At 71.9% G+C, this 23,987-nt stretch carries 17 protein-coding genes and 1 riboswitch; of the genes, 11 read left to right on the top strand and 6 right to left on the bottom strand.

The annotated features are described in order from the left end of the window. Positions 1–69 precede the first annotated feature (69 nt). A complete protein-coding gene (locus IF64_RS26420; RefSeq protein WP_246134713.1) occupies positions 70–870 on the top strand; it encodes a TetR/AcrR family transcriptional regulator in 801 nt (266 codons plus the stop codon). Between the two features lie 127 nt (positions 871–997). Beyond that, positions 998–1,215: riboswitch (cobalamin riboswitch) on the top strand. A gap of 143 nt (positions 1,216–1,358) precedes the next feature. Further along, positions 1,359–3,521: a hypothetical protein gene (locus IF64_RS0103100; RefSeq protein WP_030530451.1), complete on the top strand. Its 2,163-nt coding sequence runs from the start codon at positions 1,359–1,361 to the stop codon at positions 3,519–3,521. 72 nt (positions 3,522–3,593) lie between these two features. Here IF64_RS0103100 and IF64_RS0103095 read toward each other — a convergent pair whose 3' ends face one another. Continuing rightward, entirely contained in the window at positions 3,594–5,117 is a 1,524-nt protein-coding gene (locus IF64_RS0103095; RefSeq protein WP_030530450.1) for an amidohydrolase family protein, read from the bottom strand. 3 nt (positions 5,118–5,120) lie between these two features. Next, a complete protein-coding gene (locus IF64_RS0103090; protein WP_084705613.1) occupies positions 5,121–6,518 on the bottom strand; it encodes a cytosine permease in 1,398 nt (465 codons plus the stop codon). A gap of 243 nt (positions 6,519–6,761) precedes the next feature. Here IF64_RS0103090 and IF64_RS0103085 point away from each other — a divergent pair, with 243 nt between their 5' ends. Further along, positions 6,762–7,919: a PucR family transcriptional regulator gene (locus tag IF64_RS0103085; protein WP_030530448.1), complete on the top strand. Its 1,158-nt coding sequence runs from the start codon at positions 6,762–6,764 to the stop codon at positions 7,917–7,919. 30 nt (positions 7,920–7,949) lie between these two features. On the opposite strand, the gene IF64_RS28105 is transcribed toward IF64_RS0103085, so the two are convergent. Next, entirely contained in the window at positions 7,950–9,296 is a 1,347-nt protein-coding gene (locus tag IF64_RS28105) for a lysozyme (RefSeq protein WP_030530447.1), read from the bottom strand. 618 nt (positions 9,297–9,914) lie between these two features. Here IF64_RS28105 and IF64_RS0103070 point away from each other — a divergent pair. Beyond that, entirely contained in the window at positions 9,915–11,306 is a 1,392-nt protein-coding gene (locus tag IF64_RS0103070; protein WP_051757435.1) for an MFS transporter, read from the top strand. A 62-nt stretch (positions 11,307–11,368) separates the two neighbouring features. On the opposite strand, the gene IF64_RS0103065 is transcribed toward IF64_RS0103070, so the two are convergent. Continuing rightward, positions 11,369–12,283, bottom strand: coding sequence for a peptidoglycan-binding protein (locus tag IF64_RS0103065; protein ID WP_051757434.1), 915 nt, complete (start codon positions 12,281–12,283; stop codon positions 11,369–11,371). 503 nt (positions 12,284–12,786) lie between these two features. On the opposite strand from IF64_RS0103065, the gene IF64_RS0103060 reads away from it, so the two are divergent. The 4 genes from IF64_RS0103060 (at position 12,787) to IF64_RS0103045 (ending at position 17,042) form a co-directional block, all read left to right on the top strand. Further along, positions 12,787–14,625 (top strand): hypothetical protein, encoded by a 1,839-nt coding sequence (locus tag IF64_RS0103060; RefSeq protein ID WP_051757433.1) that lies wholly within the window; start codon positions 12,787–12,789, stop codon positions 14,623–14,625. A 148-nt stretch (positions 14,626–14,773) separates the two neighbouring features. Continuing rightward, entirely contained in the window at positions 14,774–16,534 is a 1,761-nt protein-coding gene (locus IF64_RS0103055; protein ID WP_030530443.1) for a hypothetical protein, read from the top strand. A 28-nt stretch (positions 16,535–16,562) separates the two neighbouring features. Then, a complete protein-coding gene (locus IF64_RS0103050; RefSeq protein ID WP_246134712.1) occupies positions 16,563–16,769 on the top strand; it encodes a hypothetical protein in 207 nt (68 codons plus the stop codon). Between the two features lie 21 nt (positions 16,770–16,790). Next, positions 16,791–17,042: a hypothetical protein gene (locus IF64_RS0103045; protein WP_030530441.1), complete on the top strand. Its 252-nt coding sequence runs from the start codon at positions 16,791–16,793 to the stop codon at positions 17,040–17,042. Between the two features lie 333 nt (positions 17,043–17,375). Here IF64_RS0103045 and IF64_RS0103040 read toward each other — a convergent pair whose 3' ends face one another. Further along, complete coding sequence (locus IF64_RS0103040; RefSeq protein ID WP_030530440.1) at positions 17,376–18,647, bottom strand: YeeE/YedE family protein; 1,272 nt, start codon at positions 18,645–18,647, stop codon at positions 17,376–17,378. Positions 18,648–18,827: 180 nt separating this feature from the next. Beyond that, positions 18,828–21,218, bottom strand: a complete 2,391-nt coding sequence (locus tag IF64_RS0103035) for a molybdopterin-dependent oxidoreductase (RefSeq protein ID WP_246134711.1) — start codon at positions 21,216–21,218, stop codon at positions 18,828–18,830. A 240-nt stretch (positions 21,219–21,458) separates the two neighbouring features. Here IF64_RS0103035 and IF64_RS0103030 point away from each other — a divergent pair, with 240 nt between their 5' ends. From IF64_RS0103030 to IF64_RS0103020, 3 genes are read left to right on the top strand one after another with little or no spacing between them, the layout of a single operon-like run. Then, positions 21,459–22,349 carry a universal stress protein gene (locus IF64_RS0103030; protein ID WP_030530438.1) on the top strand — a complete coding sequence of 297 codons (891 nt, stop codon included), beginning with the start codon at positions 21,459–21,461 and terminating at the stop codon, positions 22,347–22,349. A gap of 4 nt (positions 22,350–22,353) precedes the next feature. Then, positions 22,354–22,983: a CBS domain-containing protein gene (locus IF64_RS0103025; protein WP_030530437.1), complete on the top strand. Its 630-nt coding sequence runs from the start codon at positions 22,354–22,356 to the stop codon at positions 22,981–22,983. After that, positions 22,983–23,963, top strand: a complete 981-nt coding sequence (locus tag IF64_RS0103020) for an Acg family FMN-binding oxidoreductase (RefSeq protein WP_030530436.1) — start codon at positions 22,983–22,985, stop codon at positions 23,961–23,963. Before IF64_RS0103025 ends, IF64_RS0103020 begins: the two co-directional genes overlap by 1 nt. The last annotated feature ends 24 nt before the right edge of the window (positions 23,964–23,987 follow it).

Below are 23,987 nucleotides of genomic sequence, written 5' to 3'. Positions count from 1 at the left end.
GCGGAACGGTACAGGCGCGTACCATCGGCGGGCAAGGAAGGTCGAGCCGATGGGGGAGTCGTCCGAGTCGTGGCCGATACCGAGACGAGCAGCGCAGCGAGCACCGGGACCAGGGCCGACGCCGATCCGGCCGTGGCCGGTGGAGACGATGCCGCTCGCGGAGTGCTCGGTGTGTCGCGGGGTGCGGCGAATCCGTCAGACTCCGGCAAGACGGACACGCCCGGCCACGCCGACGACGCCGGCCACGCCGACGACGCCGGCAACGCCGACGGCCCGGCGCGTGGCACGGCCCGGGCGCGAGCGCGGGGTGGTGACTTCCGCCAGCGGCTGCTGGACGGGCTGGCCGAGGAGATCGCGCAGGGCAGCTATCGCACGTCGACGGTCGCGGGCATCGTCCGGCGTGCGCAGACGTCGCGGCGCACCTTCTACCAGTACTTCACCGATCGGGACCAGTGCTTCCTGGTGCTGATGACCGAGGCGACGGCGGAGATGATCCGGCAGGTCTCGTCCGCGGTGGACCGCCGCGCCCCGTGGCCCGACCAGGTGCGCGCGGCGGTGGAGGCGTGGTTCCGGTACGCCGAGGCCGAGCCCGCGATCATCCACAGCTGGATCCGGGACGTGCCTGCGCTCGGGGAGAAGTCGCGCCAGTTGCAGCGCATGCAGCTGGAGGGGTTCATCGGTCTGGCCCAGGGACTCGGCAGGGAGGCGGCCCGGCACGGTGGCCGTCCGCGGGTGTCGCGGGAGAGCGCCACGATCCTCGTCGGCGGACTGCGGGAGCTGGTGGCGACCACCGTCGAGGACGGCCGGAGCGTGGCCGGCATGACCGAGGCCGCCGTCCAGGCGGCGCTCGCGCTCCTGGTGTCGGACTGAGCCCGGGTGATCAACGTCTCGCCGCGGGACAACGGCCCTGGCCGCGGCATGCGCCTCGCGCCGTCGGCCGCCTCGGTCCCGGGCGCCCGGACGTGACGGGACGCTACGGTGGGCGTGCTGGTGGTTCGCCTGCCCGCGCGACGACGGTCCCGAGGGCCGCGGGTGTGGGCGGCGAGGCAAGAGGGAACCCGGTGCGAATCCGGGACTGCCCCGCAGCGGTGAGTGGGAACGAACGCCGTCAACAGCACTGGACCCTCGGTCCGGGAAGCGACGGCCGGTAGGACGGCCGGCAGTGAGCCGGAGGTGCCCGCGAGTCCGAAGACCTGCCATCGGTGCGCGCATCGCCGATGCGCGCGAGTCCGAGGTCTCGCGGGAGGACCTGGCGGACGTGCCGGTGGCCGCCTCTGCGCGGCGTTGCCTCCGGCCGGGTTCGCACCTCCTGCGAGGTACTCGGGCGACTGTGTCGCCAGAGCTCGCGAGGAGAGAGCATGACCAGCAGCATCGGATCCACCGTCCTGGGTTATCCGCGCATCGGCCCGCGCCGGGAACTCGTCCGTGCGTGGGAGCACTACCGAGCCGGGGAACTCGGAGAGTCGGAACTGCGCGCCGTGGCACGGGAACTGCGGGCCCGCACGTGGCGCGAACTCGCGGCGTCCGGTCTGGACTCCGTGCCCGGCAACACGTTCTCGTTCCACGACCACGTGCTCGACACCGCGGCCATGGTGGGCGCCATCCCCGACCGATACCGCGAACTCGGCCTCGGCACGCTGGACACCTACGCCGCCATGGCCGAGGGCACGGGGCCGACGCCGCCGTTGGCAACGCGGCGGTGGTTCGACACGGCCTACCACCACCTCGTGCCGGAGGTCGGGCCGGACACCGAGTTCGCCCTCGCCGACCGTGCCGTGGTGCGTGACTTCCTCGAGGCGACCAAGCTGGGGGTGCCGACCAGACCGGTGATTCTCGGCCCGGTCACGTTCCTGCTGCTCGCCGACCCCGCACCGGGCGCGCCCGCCGGCTTCCGTCCGCTGGACCGGATGGCGGATCTGCTGCCGGTGTACGCCCGGGTCCTGCGCGAACTGTGCGCTGGCGGCGCGGAGTGGGTGCAGTTCGACGAGCCCGCCTTCACCGCGGACCGCAGCGACGAGGACCTCGAGGCGTTGGCCACGGCATACCGGGCACTGGGTGAGCTCGACGGACGGCCGTCGGTGCTCGTCGCAGGCCACGCCGGTGATCTGGGGGAGGCGCTCGGGGTGCTCGCCGCGAGCCCGATCGAGGGTATCGCGGTCGACCTGGTGTCGGACCCTTCCACTGTGGACACACTCGGCGGAACGTCCGGACTGTCCGGCAAGACGCTCGTCGCGGGAGTGGTCGACGGGCGCAACGTCTGGCGGACCGACCTCGACACGGCACTCGCCACCGCCGCGACCCTGCTCGGCTCGGCACGGGAGCTGGCCGTCGGCACGTCGTGCTCGTTGCTGCACGTGCCCTACGACGTCGACGCCGAGTCCACACTGGATCCGGAGATCGCCTCCTGGCTGGCGTTCGCGGTGCAGAAGGTGCGGGAGGTCGTCACCCTCGGTCGCGCGTTGACCGTCGGGCCGGACACGGTCGCGGAGGCGCTGGCCGACGCGCGGCAGGCGGCTGCCACGCGGACACGGTCCCCGCGGGTGCGGGACCACCGGGTGCGCGCTCGGCTGTCCGCGTTGCGACCGGAACACATCCGCAGGCCCGCCTATGCCGTACGTGCGCGGGCACAGGGCACCCACGGCATAGGCGGGCCTGTGCCAGACAGCCCTGTGCCAGACAGCCCTGTGCCCGGCGAGGTTGGCAGTACGGACATGGTGGGTTTCGTCGCGGAGCACCTGGACGGGTTCGTGACCACCGAGCACGGCTGGGTGCAGTCCCACGGGGCCGGGTGCGTGCGGCCTCCGATCGTGTTCGGCGACGTCGCCCGCCCGGCGCCGTTCACCGTGGACCGGGCCGTCCGGGCGCAGCGCCGCACCGATCGGCCGGTGAAGGGCGTGCTCGTGGGGCCGGTGACGGTCCTGACGTGCTCGTTCGTGCGGGACGACCAGCCACGGGCGGAGACGGCTGCCCAGATCGCCCTCGCGCTCCGCGACGAGGTGCGTGATCTGGAGGCGGCGGGGGTCCGGGTGATCCAGGTGGACGAGCCCGCCCTGCGCGACCCCCTGCCGGTCCGCGGCGCCGCACGGCGGGACCACCTGTGCTGGGCTGTCGAGTCGTTCCGCCTCGCCACCTCCGGCGTCGCCGACTCGACCCGGATCCACACGCACCTGCGTGCGGCCGAGTTCGGCCACATCGCCGACGTCATCGATGCGGTGGTGCGGTTGGAGGCCGACGTGACGAGCGTCGACGCGGCGCCGGCGCACCTCGAGGCGCTCGACGACCTGGGTGCGGCCGGTGTCGCGCATCCGGTCGCGCCAGGGGTGTACGACATCCACTCGCCGAGGCTGCCGCCGACCGACGAGCTCACGGGCCGTCTGGCCGAGGCGATCGACTCCGTGCCGGTGGGCCGGTTGTGGGTGCGTCCGGGCCACGGCGCACCGGCCCGCGGTAGCGCCGACACCGGCGATGCCCTGCGCGACGCCGTGTCCGGCCCCCGGGAGGTCCGCCGTTCGGTGTCGTGACCGATCCGTCTCGGCACGGGGCGGCGGGTGCGTCCTCAAGCCGGAACCCGCCGCCCCGTGCCGGGGCGACGGTCAGCGGGCCGCCGGAGTCCCGGACCAGCGGTGCACGCCCACGTCCTCGGCCGCCGTCGTCCGGTGCATCCGGTCGAACGTCTCGTGGAACACCGCGTTGCGGGCTTCGACGCGGTCCTGTTCGGCCTGGACCCCGGGCAGTCGCTCGCGGAGCTCGGCGAGCAGGGAGTCCTCGTCGACGGTCGTCACGCGCCCCTCGTCGACGACGACCTGTCCGGCGACCACCACCTGCCGCAGGGAGCCGCCGTTCTCCGAGTACACGAGTTGCAGTTCGGCCCGGTTGCGCGGGGCGAACGCCAGTGTCGTCAGGTCGTAGACGAGCAGATCTGCCTGCTTGCCCGCCTCGATCGTGCCGACGTCGTGGTGCAGCTGCGCGGTCCTGGCGCCACCGCGGGTCGCCGCGCCGAGCACCTCCGCCACCGTCGGCCACGACTCGTGGTCGGCGTCGGTGACCTTGTGCAGCAGCGCGGCCGCCTTGATCACGTCGTGCAGGCGCGGGGTGTCGCTGCTCGAACATCCGTCGGAGCCGAGTCCGATCGGGACACCCGCGTCGTGGTAGCGGCGCCACGGGGCGATCCCGGACCCGAGTTTGAGATTCGAGACGGGGTTGTGCGACACGCACGTGCCAGCCTCGGCGAGTGCGGCGATGTCGTCGTCGGTGGTCCAGACCCCGTGGGCCAACGTGGTGTTCGGGGACAACGCGCCGATGCGGCGCATGTGCTCGACGAGTGTGGTGCCGTAGAACTCGCGTCCCGTCACCGCCTGGGTCTTGGTCTCCAGGACGTGCACGTGGCACTCCGCGCCGTGGCGGACGGCGAGCTCGGTCGCCGCGGCGAGCAGGTCGTCGGTGCACCGCTGCGGCCCGGACGGGGCCACCATGTACCGCAGCCGTCCGTCGCCACGGCCCGCATAGCGGGCGAACGCCTCGGTGCTGAAGGCGAGGTAGTCCTCCGTCGTCGGCACCGGGACGGCCCGCACCTGCGCGACGACGTCGGCGGGGAGCCAGTCCGCGACGTACGGAAGCGTGTCCACGAACGGCCGGTTGATGATGTGCCCGGAGATGTTGGCGCGGACCCCGACCTCGTCGTAGGCATCGAACACCGCGTCGAGCTGGCGGAGATCCTGACCGGGGGTTTCGAGCACGTCGTCGACGAGGGTGGTGGTTCCGGACTTGAGCGACTCGACTGCGAACAACGCGCTGCGCAGCCGGACGAGGTCCGGCGGCAGTGGACGGGCCCCGAGGATCGGATACGCGTACAGCATCCACAGTTCCAGGGGAAGGTTGTCGTACCTGCCCTTCGCCAGGTACTCCCACGAGTGCGTGTGCGCGTTCACGAAACCGGGACAGACGAGCCGGTCGCGGCCGCCGACGACCGTGTCCCCTTGGGCGATGGGCACGTCGGCTGGATCGGCTGCGACGAGGTCGACGACGGCGCCCTCGATGCGGATCGTGCGGCGCACGGGTGTGACGCCGGTGTGGTCGTCCATGGTGATCACGTCGGCGTCGCGGATGACGAGGGCCACGGGTCAGTGCTCCTTCGCGGTGGGGTTCGGGTCGGTGGGCGCCGGGCGGATGGGCTGGGACTCGCCGCAGGCGGAGGGTGCTGTGTCGCGGTCCGCGCGGCCCGTCACGGCGCGCCCGGCGACGACGAGGACGAGCGCGACGGCGATGCCCTGGACGGGCGGGATGCCGATGTCCAGCAGCGAACCCAGGAGCGCGGCAGCCGTTCCGCCCAGGTATGCGATGGTGCCCGGCCAGCGGACCATGGGCACGTCGTCGAGTGCCGTGCCGGGGTCGCGGCGGCGCCAGACGAGCAGGAACGTGCCGATGAGGACGCCGCCCAGCGGAGGGATCAACACGCCGAGCATCGTGAGGAACGCGGTGAGCGCGTCGGCGATGCCGGTGAGGGCCATGACGATGGCGACCGCGGCCCCGCCCACGACGAACGGCCGTTTGTCCGGTTTCCCGGTGAGTTCGGCGCCGGCGACCCCGAAGGCGTAGGCCGCGTTGTCGTTCGTGGTCCACAGATTCGTGATGATCAGGAGCACGGCGAGCAGGGTGGAGCCCAGCGTGAGCAGCACCGTGGAGAAGTCCGGTTCGCCGTAGCCGATGGCGCCGAGTCCGCCGAAGCCCAGTAGTCCGAACTGGACGGCCAGAATGGTCAGTGCGGTGATGCCGAAGGCGAGCCTGCCACCGGAGGCGAACCGCGTCCAGTTGCCGATCTGGGTACCGCCGCTGATGAACGTGCCGATCATGAGCGTCAGCGCCGTGCCCACGCTCATCGAGCCGGCTCCGGTGTGTGCGAACAGGGCGCCCCAGCCGCCCGCTTCGTTCGTCGCCGAGACCGCGACCCACAGGCACAACGCGGTCATGAGCGGTACCGAGAGCCAGGACAACAGCTCGATGCCGCGGAATCCGGTGTAGGCGGTGATCGCCATCGCGATGCCACCCGCGACGATCAGCGGCCAGGTCACCGACAGGCCCAGTGCTCCTCCGAGCAGCGTCGCCAGCATGCCGATCGTGATCCCGTACCAGCCCACCTGGGTACCGCCGAGCAGAAGGGACGCCCATTTCCCACCCGCCCGGCCGAGTGCCAGCCGCGCCAGCAACACGGTGGTGAGGCCGGTCCGCGCGGACGCGATGCCGAGCGTCGCGATGTAGGCCGCGAGCACGATCGCCGACACGAACGCCAGGCCGAGGTACGTGCTGAAGGAGAACTCGACGGCCACCTGGCCACCCGTGGCCATCGTCGGTGTGAAGAAGCCGAACCCGGCGATGACGACCGCGAGCGAGGCCACACCCTTGCGGTCGCGTTCGGGCACGCGCGAGAGCGGATGATCGCGGTCGCGCGGGTGGGCCACGCCTGCGGGACCGGAGGAGGGCGCCGAGGGAGACGGCGGTGTGGGCGCGGCGGAATGCGGCATGAGGCACCTCGCGACGGAAGGGAACTGGGGAGGGGAGTGCACGGCCCCACGACGACGGGGAGCGCGGGAGGCGGACGGTGCCGATCTAACGCCCCTCGTCGGCCCGGGGCCATGGCTGCGGGCCAGATGTGGAGGAGTACGCCCGGCGGAGACGCGGGCGGTGTCGGATCGCACACCACGGCGCAACACGGCCGTCAGCGCGGGCAACGTGGTTGTTACGTGCCGGTTCTAGCGTCGATCGCCATGGGTGCCGCTGATGCCGTGGACGGGCCCCGCATTCGGGTGCTGGACGTGCTCGGCTGGGCCGAGGGGCTACGCCTCGTCGGACGACCGGTCGGACTGGACCGTTCGGTGCGCTGGGCGCAGGCGACCGACCTGATCGACCCCTCGCCGTACCTGCGCGGCGAGGAACTCGTACTGGTCACGGGGCTGTCGCTGCGTGATGCGGCGGCGTGCGCCGAGTTCGTGCGTGCGCTCGTTCCCGCGCGTCCCGCGGCGATCGGGTACGCGGTGGGTGTGGTGCACGAGGCGGCCCCCGACACGCTCGTGCATTGTGCCAACGAGGCGGGAACCCCCGTGTTCGAGATTCCGCCGACGGTGCCGTTCGTGCACTTCACCGAACGCCTCGCACGCGAACGCGTGGCGCACGGGGAGCGCACGGCCAACGGGCACCTGCTCGATCTGATCCGCCGAGGCCACGCGCGGCCGGATGCACTGGCCGAACGTGCGCCCGCACTGGCGGGTGCGCACCAGCTGGGCGTGGTGGCGATGTCGGCCCGCGATGCCGTGGGCGTACCCACCACGGGAGAGGAGCTGTTCGTCGGTACGGTCGACGAGCGCGTGGTGGTGGTGCACCCGGCCGGCACACCCCTGCGGCCGGATCGCGGCACCTACGGCACGAGCGGGCCGGGACGCACCGACGATCTGCCGATGCTGATCGAACACGCGCTGTCGGCGTTGGCTCTGGCGGTCCGCCGCGGCGCTCCGGCCACGGCGGCCGAACTGGTGTCGATCGAGGCGCTGGCGCAGTGTCTTCCCGGCGGGTACCTGCGACTGTTCCGGCAACGACTGCACGAGCCGTTGGTGCGCTACGACCGCGCCCACCACGCGTGTCTCGTCGACACGCTCCGGATGCTGATCGACTGCGGAGGCTCGGTCGCCTCCTGCGCGCGCCGGATGTACGTCCACCCGAACACGGTGCGGAAGCGGCTCGCACGGATACGGGGGTTGACAGACAAGGACCCTGCGGTTCCGCTCGAGCTGGCGGTGCTGGCGCTGGCCCTTCCCGACCCGCCTCCGGGGGAAGCGCCCGTGGCCGGGCACCCGGACGTCGGACTGGGCACCGGCGGCGTCGTCAGTGGGGCCATCAGCGAGGCCGCCGCCGCGCGGTCCGTGCGGTGAGCAGTGGGCTCACCGCACGGACCGCGGGTGTCAGCGGCGGCGGGCCGGCGCCCGGGTCAGCGTCAGCACGATGAGGCCGAGGACGATCATCGCGGCGGCGAACACGGCCATGCGCGGCAGGTCCCGGTCGACGCCCGTCGCGGCCAACTCGTCGTAGCCCGAGCCCGCGTCGCTCGCCGCGGCCTGGTCCTGGGCGGGTGCCTGCGCCTGTGCGTCGCCACCACCGGAGCCGGAGGTCGGTCCCTCGGCGCCCGCGACGAGCATGCCCTTCTGCGGCGTGTCCTCATCGGACCCGGCGTTCTCGGACCCGGCGTTGTCGGCCGGGTCGTCCGACACGGCCTTTTCCGGCGTCGCCGCGTCGTCGGATGCAGCGTCGTCGGATGCAGCGTCGTCCGACGTGGACTCGTCGGGGGCCGGAGTGGACGATTCGGCGTCCTCCGGCGGCTGGTCAGCGCTCGGCTCGTCCCTGCCCTCCGACGGGTCGGGCTCCGGCGAGTCAGGTTCGGACGGAGCGGGCTCGGGCTCCGGCTCGGGCTCCGGCTCGGGCTCGGGTTCGGGCTTCGGGGTCGTGGGCTCGGGCTCCGGTTCGGGTTTCGGTTCCGGCTTCGGCTCGGGTTCGGGCTCACGGGCCGCATCGCCGAGCGCGAGCTGGCGCAGCTGCTCCATGGAACCGTTGAACGTGTCCTGGTCGCCGGGCATCGGCCCGGAATCCGAGTACTGCCACATCGTGTAGTGGCCCCAGCCGCCCGGCAGCTCGCCGACCCGGTCGGAATAGCGTGCGATGAACAGCGGATGGGTCTCGGCGAACCGCGGCGTGTTCCCGGTGCAGGACTTCCACCAGTCGGTAGTCGTGTAGACCATCGGCCACCGACCGGTCTTCTCGTGCACCCGCTCGGAGAAGTCGCGGATCCACTGGATCATGCTCGAGTGCGAGCGCCCGTAGCAGTTGTCGCCGTACGGGTTGTACTCGATGTCGAGCAGCGGGGGCAGCGTCTTGCCGTCCGCGGTCCACCCACCGCCGTTGGCGACGAAGTAGTCGGCCTGTGCCGCGCCGCCGCCGACGTCGGGGCGGGCGAAGTGGTAGGCCCCGCGGATCATGCCGACCTCGTAGGAGCCGTTGTACTGCTGGGCGAAGTGCGAGTTGCGGAAGCCCGTGCCCTCGGTCGCCTTCACGTAGGCGAAGCGCGCGCCCGAGTTCCACGCGGCACGCCAGTCGACGTCGCCCTGGTGGCCGGATACGTCGACACCCGGGACGCCGTCCGGGGCCGCGTCGGCACGGGACGCGCCGAGCAGGGCCATCGAGCCCAGCAGAACGGCCGCCAATGCGGCCAGTGCGACGGATGTTCGCGTCGCGGTGCGCAGGCCGGTCGCCGGCATCGTGTTCCTCCCATGTCGCGAGCGGCTGCGCCGCGCGGCTTCGGTGGGCGGCGGTGATCGACCGCGCGGCCCTGGTCAGCACAAGCGCCCCCAGGATCGGTGCGTATGGGGCGACTGTAAACAGGTGTTTCCGTTGTGACTGGTGTGACGACAGGGTTTACGCACGTCACGTCAGTGATCGAGTGCGTCACAGCAGCGCAAGTCACCCGTTGAGGTGACGCCTATGAGGTGACGGCCGCGGGGCGCAACTCCGGTCCACGCAGCGCTGTGTGGGTCCCGGGCGGGCCTTCCGTTCCCCGTTCGGGCGCATTAGTCTCGACGCCGAGCAGGTGGTCAAAGCGTTTATCAACTCGCGCGACCTGGAGGGCACCGTGGCCCGGAAGGCCTTCGCCTCGTCGGCGGACCTCGACGAGAGACCGCAGGCGCGGTGACCGACGTCCGGCAGGACGCGCGCGGGTGCGCGGACATGCGCGGCCCTCGCCTGCGGTATCGGCGCCGGCCCGCCGGACAGCGGGCGAGGAAGGCGCCGCATCGACCCGCGCCGGATTCCCCGCAGGCAGCCGCCCCCCTGACACCGGGCGCGAACGCACCCGGCACGGTCCGAACAACGGAGTTCACATGGAACCGCAGTCCCCACCGCCCCACAGCGCACCGCCCGGCCGATCCGGAAGGCGACTCAGCACGGCCGAACGCAAGGTTCTGGCCAGTACGCTCGCCGGAACGTCGATCGAGTGGTACGACTTCTTCATCTACGCCCAGGCCGCGAGCCTGGTACTGGCGCCGCTGTTCTTCGCGCCGCTGAGTGATGAGTCGCCGGGCCTGGCCGCGGTCGTGTCGCTGGCCACGATCGGCATCAGCTTCCTGTTCCGCCCCCTGGGCGCCATCGTCGCCGGCCGGTTCGGGGACCGGCTGGGCCGGAAGCGGATGCTCGTGCTGACGCTCGTGATGATGGGTGGTGCGACGTCCCTGATCGGCCTGCTGCCCACGCACGCCGACATCGGCGTCGCGGCTCCCGTGCTGCTCATGGTCCTGCGGATCGTGCAGGGCTTCTCCGCGGGCGGCGAGTGGGGTGGTGCGGCCCTCATGTCGGTCGAACACGCGCCGGTCGGCAAACGCGGCCTGTTCGGTGCGTATCCGCAGATCGGCGTCCCGATCGGCCTCATCATGGCCACCGGCATGCTGTGGCTGCTGAACGCGGTCATGACGCCGGAACAGTTCGAGTCGTGGGGATGGCGCGTCCCGTTCCTGTTCTCGGTGATCCTCGTGGTGGTCGGCTACCTGATCCGGCGAGCGGTGGAGGAGAGCCCCGTGTTCCAGGAGATGCTGGAACGCAAGAAGGAGTCGTCGGCCCCGCTGAAGGACCTCCTGCGGCACAACACCCGCGAGGTCGTGCTGACGGCGCTGATCTTCGTCGGCAACAACGCGGCCGGGTATCTCGTGATCGCCTACTTCCTCACCTACGGCACGAACGTGCTCGACCTCGACCGCTCGTCGGTGCTGACCGTGATCGTGCTGGCCTCGGTCGGCTGGCTGGCCTCGACCATGTGGGGCGGCATGCTGTCCGACCGCATCGGCCGGGTGCGGACGTTCCAGCTCGGGTACGCGTTCATGTTCGTCTGGATGCTGCCGATGTTCCTGCTCGTCGAGACCGGCGACATCGTGGCGTTCGGCGCGGGCATCGTGATCCTCGGCCTGGGGCTCGGGTTCTCGTACGGACCGATGTCGGCGCTGTACGCCGAGATGTTCCCCGTGAACGTGCGCTACTCGGGGGTGTCGATCGGCTACGCCTTCGGCGCGATCCTCGGCGGCGCGTTCGCCCCCACGATCGCCGAACTGCTGGTGCAGGGCACCGGGTGGGGAGGTTCGGTCGGCCTCTACATCATGCTGCTGGCCGTGGTCTCCGGCGCGGCCGTGACCATGGTCAAGGAGCCGAAGGGCGCCGACCTCGGCGTGTCCGGTGACCGCGTCGCCGGCGGCGATCCGGCGGCGACCGAGCGCACCGGCACCTGAGCCGGACCGGGGTGGGTGCGACAGGCGCCCACCCCGGCACGTTCCCCGCCCGCGCCGGTACGTCAGGCGGTGAGTACCTCCCACGTCTTCGGCCCGCACTCGCCGTCGACCACGAGCTGGTTCACCGACTGGAACGTCTCGACCGCGGCCCGGGTGACCGACCCGAAGTCGCCGTCCACCACGAGTCCCGCGCTGTGCTTGTTGAGGGCGGTCTGTGCGGCCTTGACCGCGTCGCCCGGCGAACTGTCGCTGTCGATGGTGCGGACCAGTTTCGGCCACGTCTTCGGCCCGACCTGCCCGTCGGCCACCAGCCCCTGGTCGCTCTGGAACGCGGCGACGGCGTCGGTGGTGACCGTTCCGAAGTCGCCGTCGATCACCAGGTCGGCTCCCCGGCTGGTGAGCAGGCGCTGGATGACCTTCACGGTCTCGCCCGACGCTCCCGGGTTGAGCGTCGGCCACCCGCCACCGAGGTCGACACCGCGGTTGCGCATGAACGGCACGGGGTCGGTGATCGCGCCGAGTCCACCGCTGTGGACCTCGAAGTGCAGATGCGGGCCCGTCGAGTTGCCGGTCGATCCCATGTCGCCGATCCACGCGCCGGCCCCGACGGATTCGCCGGTGGACACGTGGAGGGCGTTGAGGTGGCCGTAGTAGGTGTAGCTGCCGCTGCCGTGGGCGAGGACGATGCCGTAGCCGGTCCGCCCGCTGAGCACGTTCTCCCCGGCCGCGTGGACCGTGCCCCCGCGGGCGGCGTAGATCGCGGTCCCGGCCGGACCGGTGATGTCCTGACCGGCGTGCGGCACTCCGCCCCGGTCCGCGCCGAAATGTCCGCCGCTCGGGAAATAACCCTGGGCCGGGTTGCACCACAGTCCGTTCTTGAGCGAGGCGGCCGTGGCGGTGCCGGTGCCGAAGGCGAGACCCACGGTGGCGGCGCCGAGGCCCGCGGCGGTGGCCGCGAGCAGTCTCCTCCGCGACATGGCAGTCCGTGGACGGTCCTGATTCATGACGTCGGTTCCTTTCGTCCGGTGACCCCGCCCGGGAACGCTAGGCATCGCCCCCGCCGTGCAGTAGCGACCAACGTCGGCCGGGCGGCGGACACGGCCTGATCGTCGTACTCCGAACGCCGCATGCGCCGCAGGGAGTTACGGGCCCCGGATATGGGGACGCCGTGACGAAAGTCCTTTTCTCGAATTGAAAGGAAATCCTCCGGGATTTCTTTCAAGGAATGTCACGCAGATGGGTCAGTCTCGGGCCGTGATCGGGGTTTGACAGTCGATCATGTCGGACGCGAATATCTCTTCATGTCGTTTCACCGCCGCTTCACGTAGGGCCCACCATCAGCCCTACGCAGGAGGGGTGGGGGACACCGAGTCCGGTCGCTCATTGTTCGGATCAGTGTGCAAAGAATTGCCGGGCGGCATTCCCGGCGTCATCCGCGACGACGCGTCGTTTCGCGCCGCGTCCCGATTTCGGAGCGAAGATGAAAGTCACATCGCCAGTGTGGCGACGGCTCTCCCTGTGCGCAGCCGCCGCCGTGATCGCAGCGGCCAGCGTGACCTCGGCCGGTTCGAACACGCCCGCCTATGCCGACGTGCAGGTGCTCGTCGACCAGAAGAAGGGCGCGGACGGCAAGAACTACTGGGTCAAGAACCATCTGGTGCCCGATCTCGCCCGGTCGGCCGAGGAGGACGGCAACGACCGCAAGAAGTGGCTGTTGGTCTGGGCCGGTGACGAGAACGTCGCCGACACGGCCGTCGGCGACGTGAAGGATCTGCCCGGAACCCTGGCCGGCGGTGTGGACAAGGTGAAGAACGCGCTGCCCGGCCCCGACTTCCTCGCCGTCATCGACGCGACACCCGGTTCCGAGTCGTACGGCAAGGTGGTCAACACCGCGACGGTCGGGCCGCTCGTCGAGAACGAGCCGCACCACATGCAGTACGTGTGGCACAAGGGCGACACGATCTACGCGGGCGCGTTGTTCCTCGCCGCGACGTACGCCTTCGACGTGTCGGCACTGCCGGAACTCAAGCTGAAGGGTGTCAGCCTGCCGACCCAGACACTCGGCGGGTCGGTGCCCGATGCGTACTGGACGCTGTCGGACGGCACCGCGTACGGCACCTACATGGGCGGGCCGGTGGCGCCCGGCCCGTACCGGTACAAGAACGGGCAGACCGTGACCAGCAACGGATTCGCGGGCAGTCCGGGCGCGGTGATGCGGTTCGACGAGAACGGGCAGGTGCTGTCGCAGACGTCGGCGGCCACGCCGCAGGGCGACAACGACAAGCTCTGCGAGAACCTGCCGAGCCTCGGGAAACCGACGTGCGCCAACCCGCACGGCATCCAGGCCCGCGAGGACCTGAACACGATGGTCACCAGCGACTACGCCGAGCCGCGCAACATCATCCTCGACCCGGTGAAGCAGCCGTCGCCGTACCTGCGCAGGCCGACGGTGCGCACCTGGGACATCTCCGATCGGGACAATCCGAAGCTCAAGGCGGTGTCCTATCTGCCGGACGGGCCCCGCGCCGACTTCGCGGACCCGCTGTACGCCGAGAGCCGTGCGGTGATGGAGACGACCGTGACGAACCGGCCCGGTCACAAGGGTGCGTTCGCGCAGACGATGCAGGGCGGTGCGATCTTCTACACGCCCGACATCACCGCGCCGGAACCGCGTTGGCGGCAGGTGTTCGACGACGGCACGGCCGCGGCGTCGATCCACGACGGCAACGACCGCATCGGCTCGAGCTCCAACGGCGGGTGGCTGCAGACCAGTCCTGACGACCGGTTCCTGTACCACGCCGTCACCGGCAGGCAGAAGGGCACGCTCGGCCCGGACGACCCGGGTACGACCGGTGGTGTGTACGTGCTCGACATCCAGAAGTTGCTCGCCTCCGGCGATGCGCCCGAGTGCTCCATCGACACGCGGGACGAATCAGAGAACGGGGGAGCCGAGGCCGACTGCCCGACGGTCGCCGGTGCCGCGCCGATCAACCCGGGGACCCCGGGTGCCGGCCCGCACTGGGGCGCCTACGACAACTTCACCCAGGACTCCGACGGTCTCTACACCGAGACCGACACGCCGGAGCGGCTGGCGGTGTCGAACTACTTCGTCGCACGGTCCGGATTGGACGGTGACCACAAGGTGACGATGCTGAACCTCGGCGAGAACGGTGACGTGTCCGTGGACGAGGAGTTCCGCGACGAGTTCACCGGCCAGGTCGGCATCAACTTCAACCGCAAGTCCTGGCCGCACGGCGACTTCGGCAACGCGAAACCGCATTCGGAGCTGTTCGTGATCGCCGACAAGGACGTCAAGTAGCGGTGTAGGCGGGACCCGGGGAGGGCCCGCGTGGTCCGGACCGTCGAGCCGCACGGCCGGCGGTCCGGACCACGGTCCCGCGGGTTCGGACAACGGATGTGCCGGGCACCGGCTTCCCGGCTGGCCCGCTCTGGCGAACGAGGAGAGCATGCACCACGGAACCTCCGAGCTCACCGGCTCGTCCACCGCGGACGGGCTGGCGCTCGCCATCCGGCTGACGTTGCTGCTGTGCACCGTCGTCGTGGCCGGTGCCGGGCTGTTGCGACCGCTCGGCGGAGATCCGCCGGGCCGGGTCAGGGCGACGCTCGGTGCCGTGGGCGCGGCGTCGGCGGTGCTGGCACTCGTGTCGGTGGCGGCGCTGGACGTCAACGTCGTGGGTGGGGCCGTGCACGCGGTGCTGAGCGTCGCCGTCGTGGTGACGCTGACGCGGCCGCGGGTCACGGTCGGGCCCTCGGGTGCGCTGCTCGTCCTGCTGGTGGTGGAGACAGGTGCGGGACGGTCCGGTCTCGACCTGATGCTGGACCTCGTGGTGGTCACCGCCGCGGCGACGTGGTTCGGCGTCGTGGTCGCGATGGCGTCGGGTACGTGGCTCGGCCGGACGGTCCGTCCCGGCGGGCTGATGACGTCGCTCGGCGTCGTGCTCGCCGTGGCCGGCGCGCTCGCGTTGGTGTGGTCGGGACTCGGCCCCGACCGGCGCTTGCTGACCACCGGAATCGGCGTGGTGAGCCTCGCCGCGGTGGTGTTGCCGGTCGCGGCGACGGTGCTCGTGGTGGCGGCCCGCCGGTGGAGCGGACCGCGCGGCGCCACCGGACTGGCCGCCGCAGGCGTCGCGGTGGCGTTCGTGGCGTGGACCGCGGCGCCCGCGCTGGGCCGGCCCGCGGAGCTGCCCGTGCCGGGGGTGCCCGTGCTCGCGTCGGCCACGGTCGGCGGAGCGGACGTGCCCGTGCTGATCAGCCCCCACCGTCCCGGCACCAACCTGGTGCATCTGCCCGCGAGCGCGGGGGATGACGTCACGGTCGGTGTCGACGGCGACGGGTTCGTCCCGGCGGGCGGCAGGCGCGGCGCGCCCGGACGGTGGGCGGAGGTGCAGCTGCCGGAGGGCCGGTCGGAGATCGTGGTCCGAGCTGGTGGCGACGAGGCCGGCATCGACGTGGACACCGGCTCGGGGGCAGGTAGCGGACCGCCGGGCGCCACGGGCGCCGACGGCCCGGAGTGTGCGACCGCCGCCCTCGGCGGGCTCGTCGGCGGAGCGCGCGACGTCCTGCGCCGCTGCCCGGCCGAGGCACTGAGCGACCGGGACGAGCGTTCGCTGCGCAGCCTCGTCGGGCATCTGGCACAGCGCGAGGTGCCCGCCGTCGCGCTCGCCGCAGACGACTCGCCGCGCAGCAGACTCGCGGCACGGGTCGTGCGGCAGGAGGCACAGCGGCACGGCCTCCCGGTACGGACCGGACCGGTGCGCGACGCGGCACTGATCGTGGTCTCGGGGTGGACCGACGCCCACACGACCGTGCAGCGGACGGCGCAGGACCAGACGCGCGGTCCGACGTATCTGTACGGCGTGCACCTGGCTCCGTGGTTGCTGACGAGCCCGGTGGTCAACAGCCTCGCCACCACCTCGCTGGCACTGGACATGGATCCCCGCGGGCCGAACGCGGTCGAATTCGTGGTCGCGCTCGGCGGACGGTTCGGCGGTCAGCGGCCCACGCTCGACGGATACCGGCGATGGCTCGCCGCGCAGGGACGCAGCGATGCCGAACAGAACCGCATCTACGCCTCGGCGCAGGTCACGGCGATGCCGATGGGAGCGGGCGAACCGCACGCACCCGGGATGTCAGGCATCGGCGACGGCGCGGGGAACTGGATCGAGGGTGCCGCGGTGGTGCCGGTCACCGGTCCGCTGCGGCCGTGAAGGACGGGAGGACGAGGGAGGTGACCACATGAACAGGACCATGGCGCGCCTGGCCGCGGGCGCGTCCGCGGTGGCGGCGTTCGGCCTCCTCGGCGCGGGCGCCGCGGCCGCCGACGACACGCCGTTCTGGCTGCTGCCGGGCGTCGACGCCGGAGGCCTCGTCGGACCGATCGCGAACCTGCCCACCGAGGCGCTGCAGCCGGTGTACAGCCTGATCACCCTCATCACGGGGTGACGGAGACGAAGGGAAAGCCCCATGAACAAGACCATCGCCCGCGTGATCGCGGGTGCCGCACTGGCCGGAGCGGCGGCGGTCACCGGCCTCGGAGCGGGCGTGGCCGCGGCCGCACCCGGTGACGGTGCGGACGACGTCGCCGTCGTCGACGAGCCCGATACCAGCGACCTGCACAACGTGTACACGTTCGCCCCGCTGGGCGTGCCGGTGCTGGGTGTCGTCCAGTCGGTGGCCGACGTGCCGGGCAAGCTGCTGCCCAGCGTCGGCGGATAACCGCGGAGGCCGGTCAGGGCCGGCAGGACTCCCGTGGCCGGGCCGAGCCCCAGCGAGGCAGCGATCCGGTGGCCGGACCGTAGCCGCCGGCACCGGGTCGCTGTGGGCTCGCCCGCGGAAGGTCGTCACACCCTTTCCGGACCCGGCGCGGGGACAGAGGAGAAGGGCGGTTTCCGGATGCATGCCCCGGAAACCGCCCTTCTTCCGTGTGGGACGCCGGTGCCGGGTGGCAGGCTGCCCACGGACGTCGGCCGGTGTTCCTCCGCGCAGAACGAGGGCCCTGTGAGACCGGGCGGTGGTCTCACAGGGCGCTGATCGATCGAACGGGGTTACTCAGCAGACGCTGTCGGCGGGCTTGGGTACGCCGAGGCCGAACAGCGGGCGCAGCTTCAGTCCGACCCAGGTGCCGAGCAGGGCGAACGCGCCCCACAGCCAGCCGTGGAGGCTGCCGGTGGAGATGCCGCCGAGGTACGCGCCGATGTTGCAGCCGCCTGCGAGCCGGGCGCCGACCCCCATGAGGATGCCGCCGAGGACGGCCGCGACGGCCGTGCGCCACGGGATCTCCGAGTGGATCTTCCAGGCGCCCGCCGCGGCGGCCGCGACCGCCGCGCCGAGAATGATGCCGACGTTGGTCAGCGTGGTCTTCTCCGTCCACACCGAACCCTGGAGCATCTCGGCGAACGTGGGCTGCTGCCAGAACTCCCACGTCTCCGGGTGCAGTCCGAGCAACTGCAGAAGCTTCGCGCCCCACAGTGCGAACGCGGTCGTCACGCCCCAGATGCCGCCCGACACGAGCATCACGGCACCGGCGAGTACACCCAGCACCACCGCGCCGACGAGCAGCGGCCACGAACCGCGGAACACCCGCGCCGGGCCCTTCGCCGACGGCGGCGCGCCGATGGGCGGCGGATTGCGGCGCGCCTGGATGATGCGCGTCGCCACGACGATCGCCAGCAGCACGCCGATCGTGATCGCCCACGAGCCGAACCAGCCGACGTGGTCGGACAGGAGCACGCCCGGCACCTCCGGCCAGCCGTCGAGCACCGGGAAGGCGAACGTGTAGAGCACCGAGCCGATGATGAACCCGCCGAGCGTGAGCACGATCGTCGACTGTCCCGAGCCGACGGCGAACAACGTGCCGGAGGCGCAGGCGCCGCCGAGCTGCATGCCGATGGCGAACAGCATCGCGCCGACGAACAGGGCGAGTCCGATCGGTCCCGCGGTCGCCTCCGGCGTGTTGCCGAACAGGCCGGTTCCGGTTCCGATCACCAGTGCGATCAGCGTCGCGGCCGTGCCGAGCAACAATGTGTGCGCCCGCAGGCCTTCACCGTTGCCGACGGCGACCAGCTGCCGCCACGCCGAGGTGAAGCCGAAGCGGGAATGGAACAGGGCGACGCCGAGGAACAGTCCGATGATCAGCAGCGCGCCGAATTGTGCGCCGTGGACGGCCCAGACGTACCAGCTCAGTGCGACCGCGATGATTCCCGCGATCGTGAGCGGCACCACGCGAACCGGTTGTTCCGGCTCCGGACGTGGCGCAGCACACGACGTCGGGGAGCTCGTCAGGAAATTCCTGGGTGACGTGCGGTCGGTGTCGGTGGACACGAATACTCCCGAATGTGCAGGCTCCGGTTGGAGGGGATAATGCCGTCGTCCACCGTACGGCGCCAATACTCCCCCGGAGAAGTGCGTCCACTATTCGGAACACGGCGAAATCATCGATCCGGACGTCGCGGATTCATTTCACCGCGTTAGTTCCATGCCGTCCGGAAATGGTGTCCGGCGTCACCGTTTTTCGCCGGCTCCGTGGTTGCCGGCTCCGTGGGCAGGGCAGTGGTGGGCAGGGCCGTGGTGGCCGGGCGCGGGTTCGGTCTCCACGATCTCCGGTGGTTCGAAGGCGCGCACGGGAGCGGGGTCCGGCCCCGCGGGGGAGACCTCGACCAGCGTCGTGCCCGGCGTCGGACCCTGCGCGAGCCGTGAGGTGCCTGCGTCCCGCGTGAGCACGTTCGGGTTGCCGTGCCGGTCGAGCCCGTCGGCGTCCGGGTCGTACCAGGCACCCGTCGCCAGGACCACCACTCCGGGACGGACGGCGTCGGTCAGACGCGCACCGGCGAGACACGCACCCCGGTCGTTGTGGATCCGCACCACGTCGCCGTCGGCGATGCCCCGTGCGCGGGCGTCGTCCGGGTGCAGGTCGACCGGCTCCCTGCCCGCGACCTTGGCCTCGCGGCTCGCCCGCGCCCCGTCGTACTGGGAGTGCAGGCGCGTGCGCGGCTGGTTGGACACCAGATGCAGAGGATGCCGCGCGGCGCCGGCAGCCCCGAGCCATTCGGCCGGTTCGAGCCACACGGGCATGCCGGGACAGTCCGGATAACCGAATCCGGCCACCGTGTCGCTGACGAGCTCGACCCTGCCGGACGGGGTGGCGATCGGATGGGCGTCGGGGTCGGCCCGCAGCGCGGCGAACGCACCGCCGTCGTGGCGCATCTCCCGTTCGGGCAGGCTCGCCGATCCGTCCGTCCAGAACCGCTCGAAGTCGGGTAGGTCGACATTCGATGCGGCCAACCTGGTCCGTGTGCGCTCGTAGAGCTCCCGCACCCACTGCCGTTCGGTGCGTCCCTCGGTGAACCGCTCGGCGAACCCGAGACGTTCGGCGAGCGCGGCGAACACGCGGTGGTCGGTGGGGACGTCGGCGGGCGGTGCCGCGGCCCGGTGCATCGCGGTGATCGTCGTGTCGGAGGAGCCCAGTGCGAGGTCCTCGCGCTCGAGCGGGGTGGCGACGGGAAGCACGATGTCGGCGTGCCGGGCGTTGGCGTTCCACCACGCCTCGTGGACGATCACCGTGTCGGGCCGTTGCCAGGCGCGCGCGAGCCTGCCCAGGTCCTGGTGATGGTGGAACGGGTTGCCGCCCGCCCAATACACCAGCCGGATGTCGGGACACGTCAGGCGGGCGCCGTTGTAGTCGATCGTCGCGCCCGGGTGCAGGAGGACGTCGGCGATCCGGGCGACGGGCATCGCGGGGGAGACGGGATTGGGCGGCTGGGGGAGTGCGGCGATGCTCCAGTGGCCACGCACGCCGGTCTCGGCGATGCCCAGTCCCGCCGCGGGGCCTCCGCCCGGCCTGCCGAACGACCCGGACAGCGCCGCCAGGGCGATACCCGCCCAGTACGGCTGTTCGCCGTGGTCCTGCCGCTGGATCGACCACGCGAGGTTGATCACCGTCCGGTGTGCGGCGATCTGCCGCGCGAGGTCACGAATGTCGCCGGCCGGAATGTCGGTGATCGCCGCGGCCCACTCGGCGTCCTTCGCGCAGCCGTCGGCGGTGCCGAGCACGTAGTCGCGGAAGCGGTCGAACCCGACGCAGCAGCGGCGCGCGAAGTCGGTGTCGGCCAGGTCCTCGGTGAGGAGCACGTGGCACAGCGCGAGCATGAGCGCCGTGTCGGTCGCGGGCCGGATCGGCACCCACCGGGCGCGGAGGTCGGGCTCGGTGTCGGCGCGCACGGGGGAGACGTTGACGAAGCGCACGCCCGCCCCGGCCGCGGCCCGCTGCCACGACACCTGGGTGTGCCTGCTCGGACCGCCCGGAACCATCTGGGCGTTCTTGGCCGCCAGCCCGCCGAACGAGACGACGAGCTCGGCGTGGTCGACGATCTCGGGCCACGACGGGCCGCGTTCCTCCAGACTGCGCGGACCGCCGCCGATGACATGCGGCAGCACGACCTCCATGGCCGCCTGGCTGTAGCTGTTGACCGATGCGGTGTAACCGCCTGCCATGGCGAGGAAACGGTGGATCTGGCTCTGCGGATGGTGGAACCGGCCCGCGCTGCCCCAGCCGTACGAGCCGCCGTAGATCGCGGCGTTGCCGTGCCGGGTGCGGACCCGGTCGAGCTCGCGTGCGGTGAGGTCCAGCGCGCGTTCCCACCTCACCGCCACGAACCGGTCGCCGCCTCGCGTGCCGGAGCCGGTCAGCCAGCCCTCGCGCACCATCGGGCGCGTGATCCGGTAGGGCGCACGGTCGGCCTCGGCCACGCCCGGGCCGATCGGGGACGGGTCGGGATCGGCGGGATCGGGCTCGAGGGCCACGATCTCGCCGCCGGAGGTGACGACCTCGTAGCGACCCCAGTGGAAGGTCGTCGGACTGCGGGTGATCTCGCGGGAGTGCTCGTCGACCGTCACGGCTCCACGGTAACCGGGGTGCGGAAGCGGGAACCGCGTCGTGGCGGGCCGCCCGGCGGGAGCCACGACGGACGGCGGGCCGCGGCATTCGGGGTCCGCCGCTGAAGCGCTGCCGAGGCCACTGATCGGGAGTACCGTCCGACTCGGAGCAGCGGGGGAACGCCGGAGCGCCCGGCGTCCCCTTCGCGCGAGAGACCGGACGGCACGGACGTCGGACACCCGGCGAGGGGAGCGGATTCCATGGCGGTGATCGTGGCAGGCGTCGACGGTTCGCCCTCGGCGATGAACGCGGCGGTCTGGGCGGCGCGCGAGGCGCAGCGACGCGGCGACACGGTGCGGCTGATCTACGCCTACATCGTGCCCGCGGGCAGCTACCCCGCCTTCGTGGCCTCCGCTCCGAAGGTACGCGAGGGGATCGAGCAGCAGGCGCAGACCGCGTTGGACGCGGCGCGCACCGAGGTGCGGCAGCAGGTCCCGGACGTGGAGATCGAGGCACAGCGGGTGGAGGGCCAGCCCGCGCACGTGCTCGCGGGTGAGTCGCGCACGGCCCGATGCGTGGTCGTCGGTTCGCGCGGCCTGGGCGGGTTCACCGGCATGCTGGTCGGGTCGGTGGCCGTGTCGCTGTCGGCGCACGCGCGGTGTCCCGTGGCGGTGGTGCGCGGCAAGCGGCACGACGACCCGCCGCCCGCGCAGGGCCCGGTCGTGGTCGGGGTCGACGGTTCGGAACACACCGAGACCGCGCTGGCGTACGCGTTCGACGCGGCCGCCGAACGCGGCGTGCCGTTGCAGGCGGTGCACTCCTGGAACGACGTCATCTCCGTCGAAGGGCCGTACGCCTACCCGTTCCCGACCGATCTGTCCGAACTGGAGAAGGCGGGGCGGACACTGCTCGAGGAGACGCTGGCGCCTTGGCGTGAACGGCACCCCGAGGTCGAGGTGCACGAGGTGCTCGAGCCGGGCAGGCCCGTCCGCACGCTGCTGCAACAGGCCGAAGGGGCGCAACTCGTCGTCGTCGGCACGCGCGGCCACGGCGGGTTCACGGGCATGTTGCTGGGCTCGACGAGCCAGGCGATGGTGATCCACGCGCCCTGCCCCGTCGTCGTGACCAGGCCGGAGGAATCGGGGGCCTGACGGCATGCGGGCACGCGACGTGATGACTGGCCCCGCGGTGACCGTCGGCACCGCGACGCCGGTGACCGAGGCTCTGCGCATCCTGGCCGAACACGGCTTCACGGCCCTGCCCGTGGTGGACGACGCCGACCGGCTGGCCGGCATCGTCACCGAGGCCGATCTGTTGCGTGGACGGGTCCCGCAGGACGTCCGGTTCCGTCCACACGGGACCGCCGCGGCGGAGTCGGCTCCGCCGCCGGGGGCCGTGGGCGAGGTGATGACCGAGGCCGGGTCGGTGGCGTCGGTCGCGTCCGGGACCGACGTGGCCGCGCTCGTCTCGCTCATGCTCGGTCTGCACCATCGGACGATTCCGGTGGTGGACGGCGGTCGGGTGGTCGGGGTCGTGACCCGGCGCGATCTCGTCCGTGCGTTGTCGCGCGACGACGAGGAGCTGGCACGCGAGGTGCGGCGCAGGCTGACCGTCTACGGCGGACCGGACCGGTGGGACGTGGCCGTGACCGAAGGGGTCGCCCACATCGCCGATGTACGGGACGACGCCCAGGACCGGCACGTGGCGACGCTGCTGGCCGAGTCCGTTCCCGGCATCGTGCACGCCGAGACCCGCCACCGCGACGAGTCCCGCACGGACGCGTGATGACTCCTTCCGGCGGCGCATCCGCGGCGGGGACGGAGGTGGCCGGCGTCGCGGTGCGGGCGGGGATCCGCGCGCCGTCGCAGCACAACACCCAGCCGTGGCTGTTCCGGGTTCGCTCCGACGCGGTGGAGGTGCTGGTGGATCGCGGCCGTGTGCTGCGCGCGAGCGACCCCGAGGGCCGGGGCGCGGACCTGGCGTGCGGGGCGGCGCTGTGCAACATGCGGGTGGCGGTCGCGGCCACGGGCAGGCAGGCCGTCGTCGAGGTGCTGCCGGACCCGCACGACCCCGACGTCGCCGGTCTGGTCCGGATCGGCGGCGCCCGGACGGTCACGCCCGAGGATCACGCACTGGCGGGTGCGGTCGCGCGCCGCACCACCAACCGTCGTCCGTTCGTCGACCGGCCGGTTCCCCGGCGGCTGAGCAGTGCCCTGTCGGCCGCCGCCGAGGTGGAGGGTGCCCGGCTGCTCGTGCTCTCGCCCGCCCAGCTCGACGTGTTCGCCGAGCTCCTGCGCCGTGCCGACCAACTGCTCGCCGAGGACGCCGAATATCGGCGCGAGCTGGCCGACTGGACCCACGACGGCGGCAGGGCCGACGGAGTGCCCGCGTCGGCGGGCGGGCCGTGCCCGGAAGCCGGCGCGCTGCTGGCCCTGCGGGACTTCCGGCCGGACGAGCGGGCACGCCCTGCTGCCGCGTTCGAACAGGACCCGCTCGTCGCGGTGCTGACCACCGCCACCGACACCCGCAGACACCGCGTGCTCGCGGGCGTCGCCATGGAACGGGTGCTGCTGGCCGCCACGGCGCGTGGCCTGAGCGCCTCGTTCCTGCCGCAACCGCTGGAGGTCGAGGACACCAGGAGTCTCCTGGTCGAGGCCCTGGGCGGGTGTCCGCAGACGGCGTTGCGGATCGGCCACGGCTATCCCGGCGTGGCGACGCCGCGGCGACCACCCGGCGACGTGATCATCGGAGCCGGGGGCGAGTGACGAGACCCGGAAGGGAGCTGGGAG

This window comes from Prauserella rugosa, assembly GCF_000719975.1.
GTDB lineage: Bacteria > Actinomycetota > Actinomycetes > Mycobacteriales > Pseudonocardiaceae > Prauserella > Prauserella rugosa.
This window is presented reverse-complemented; position numbering and strand designations above follow the sequence as displayed.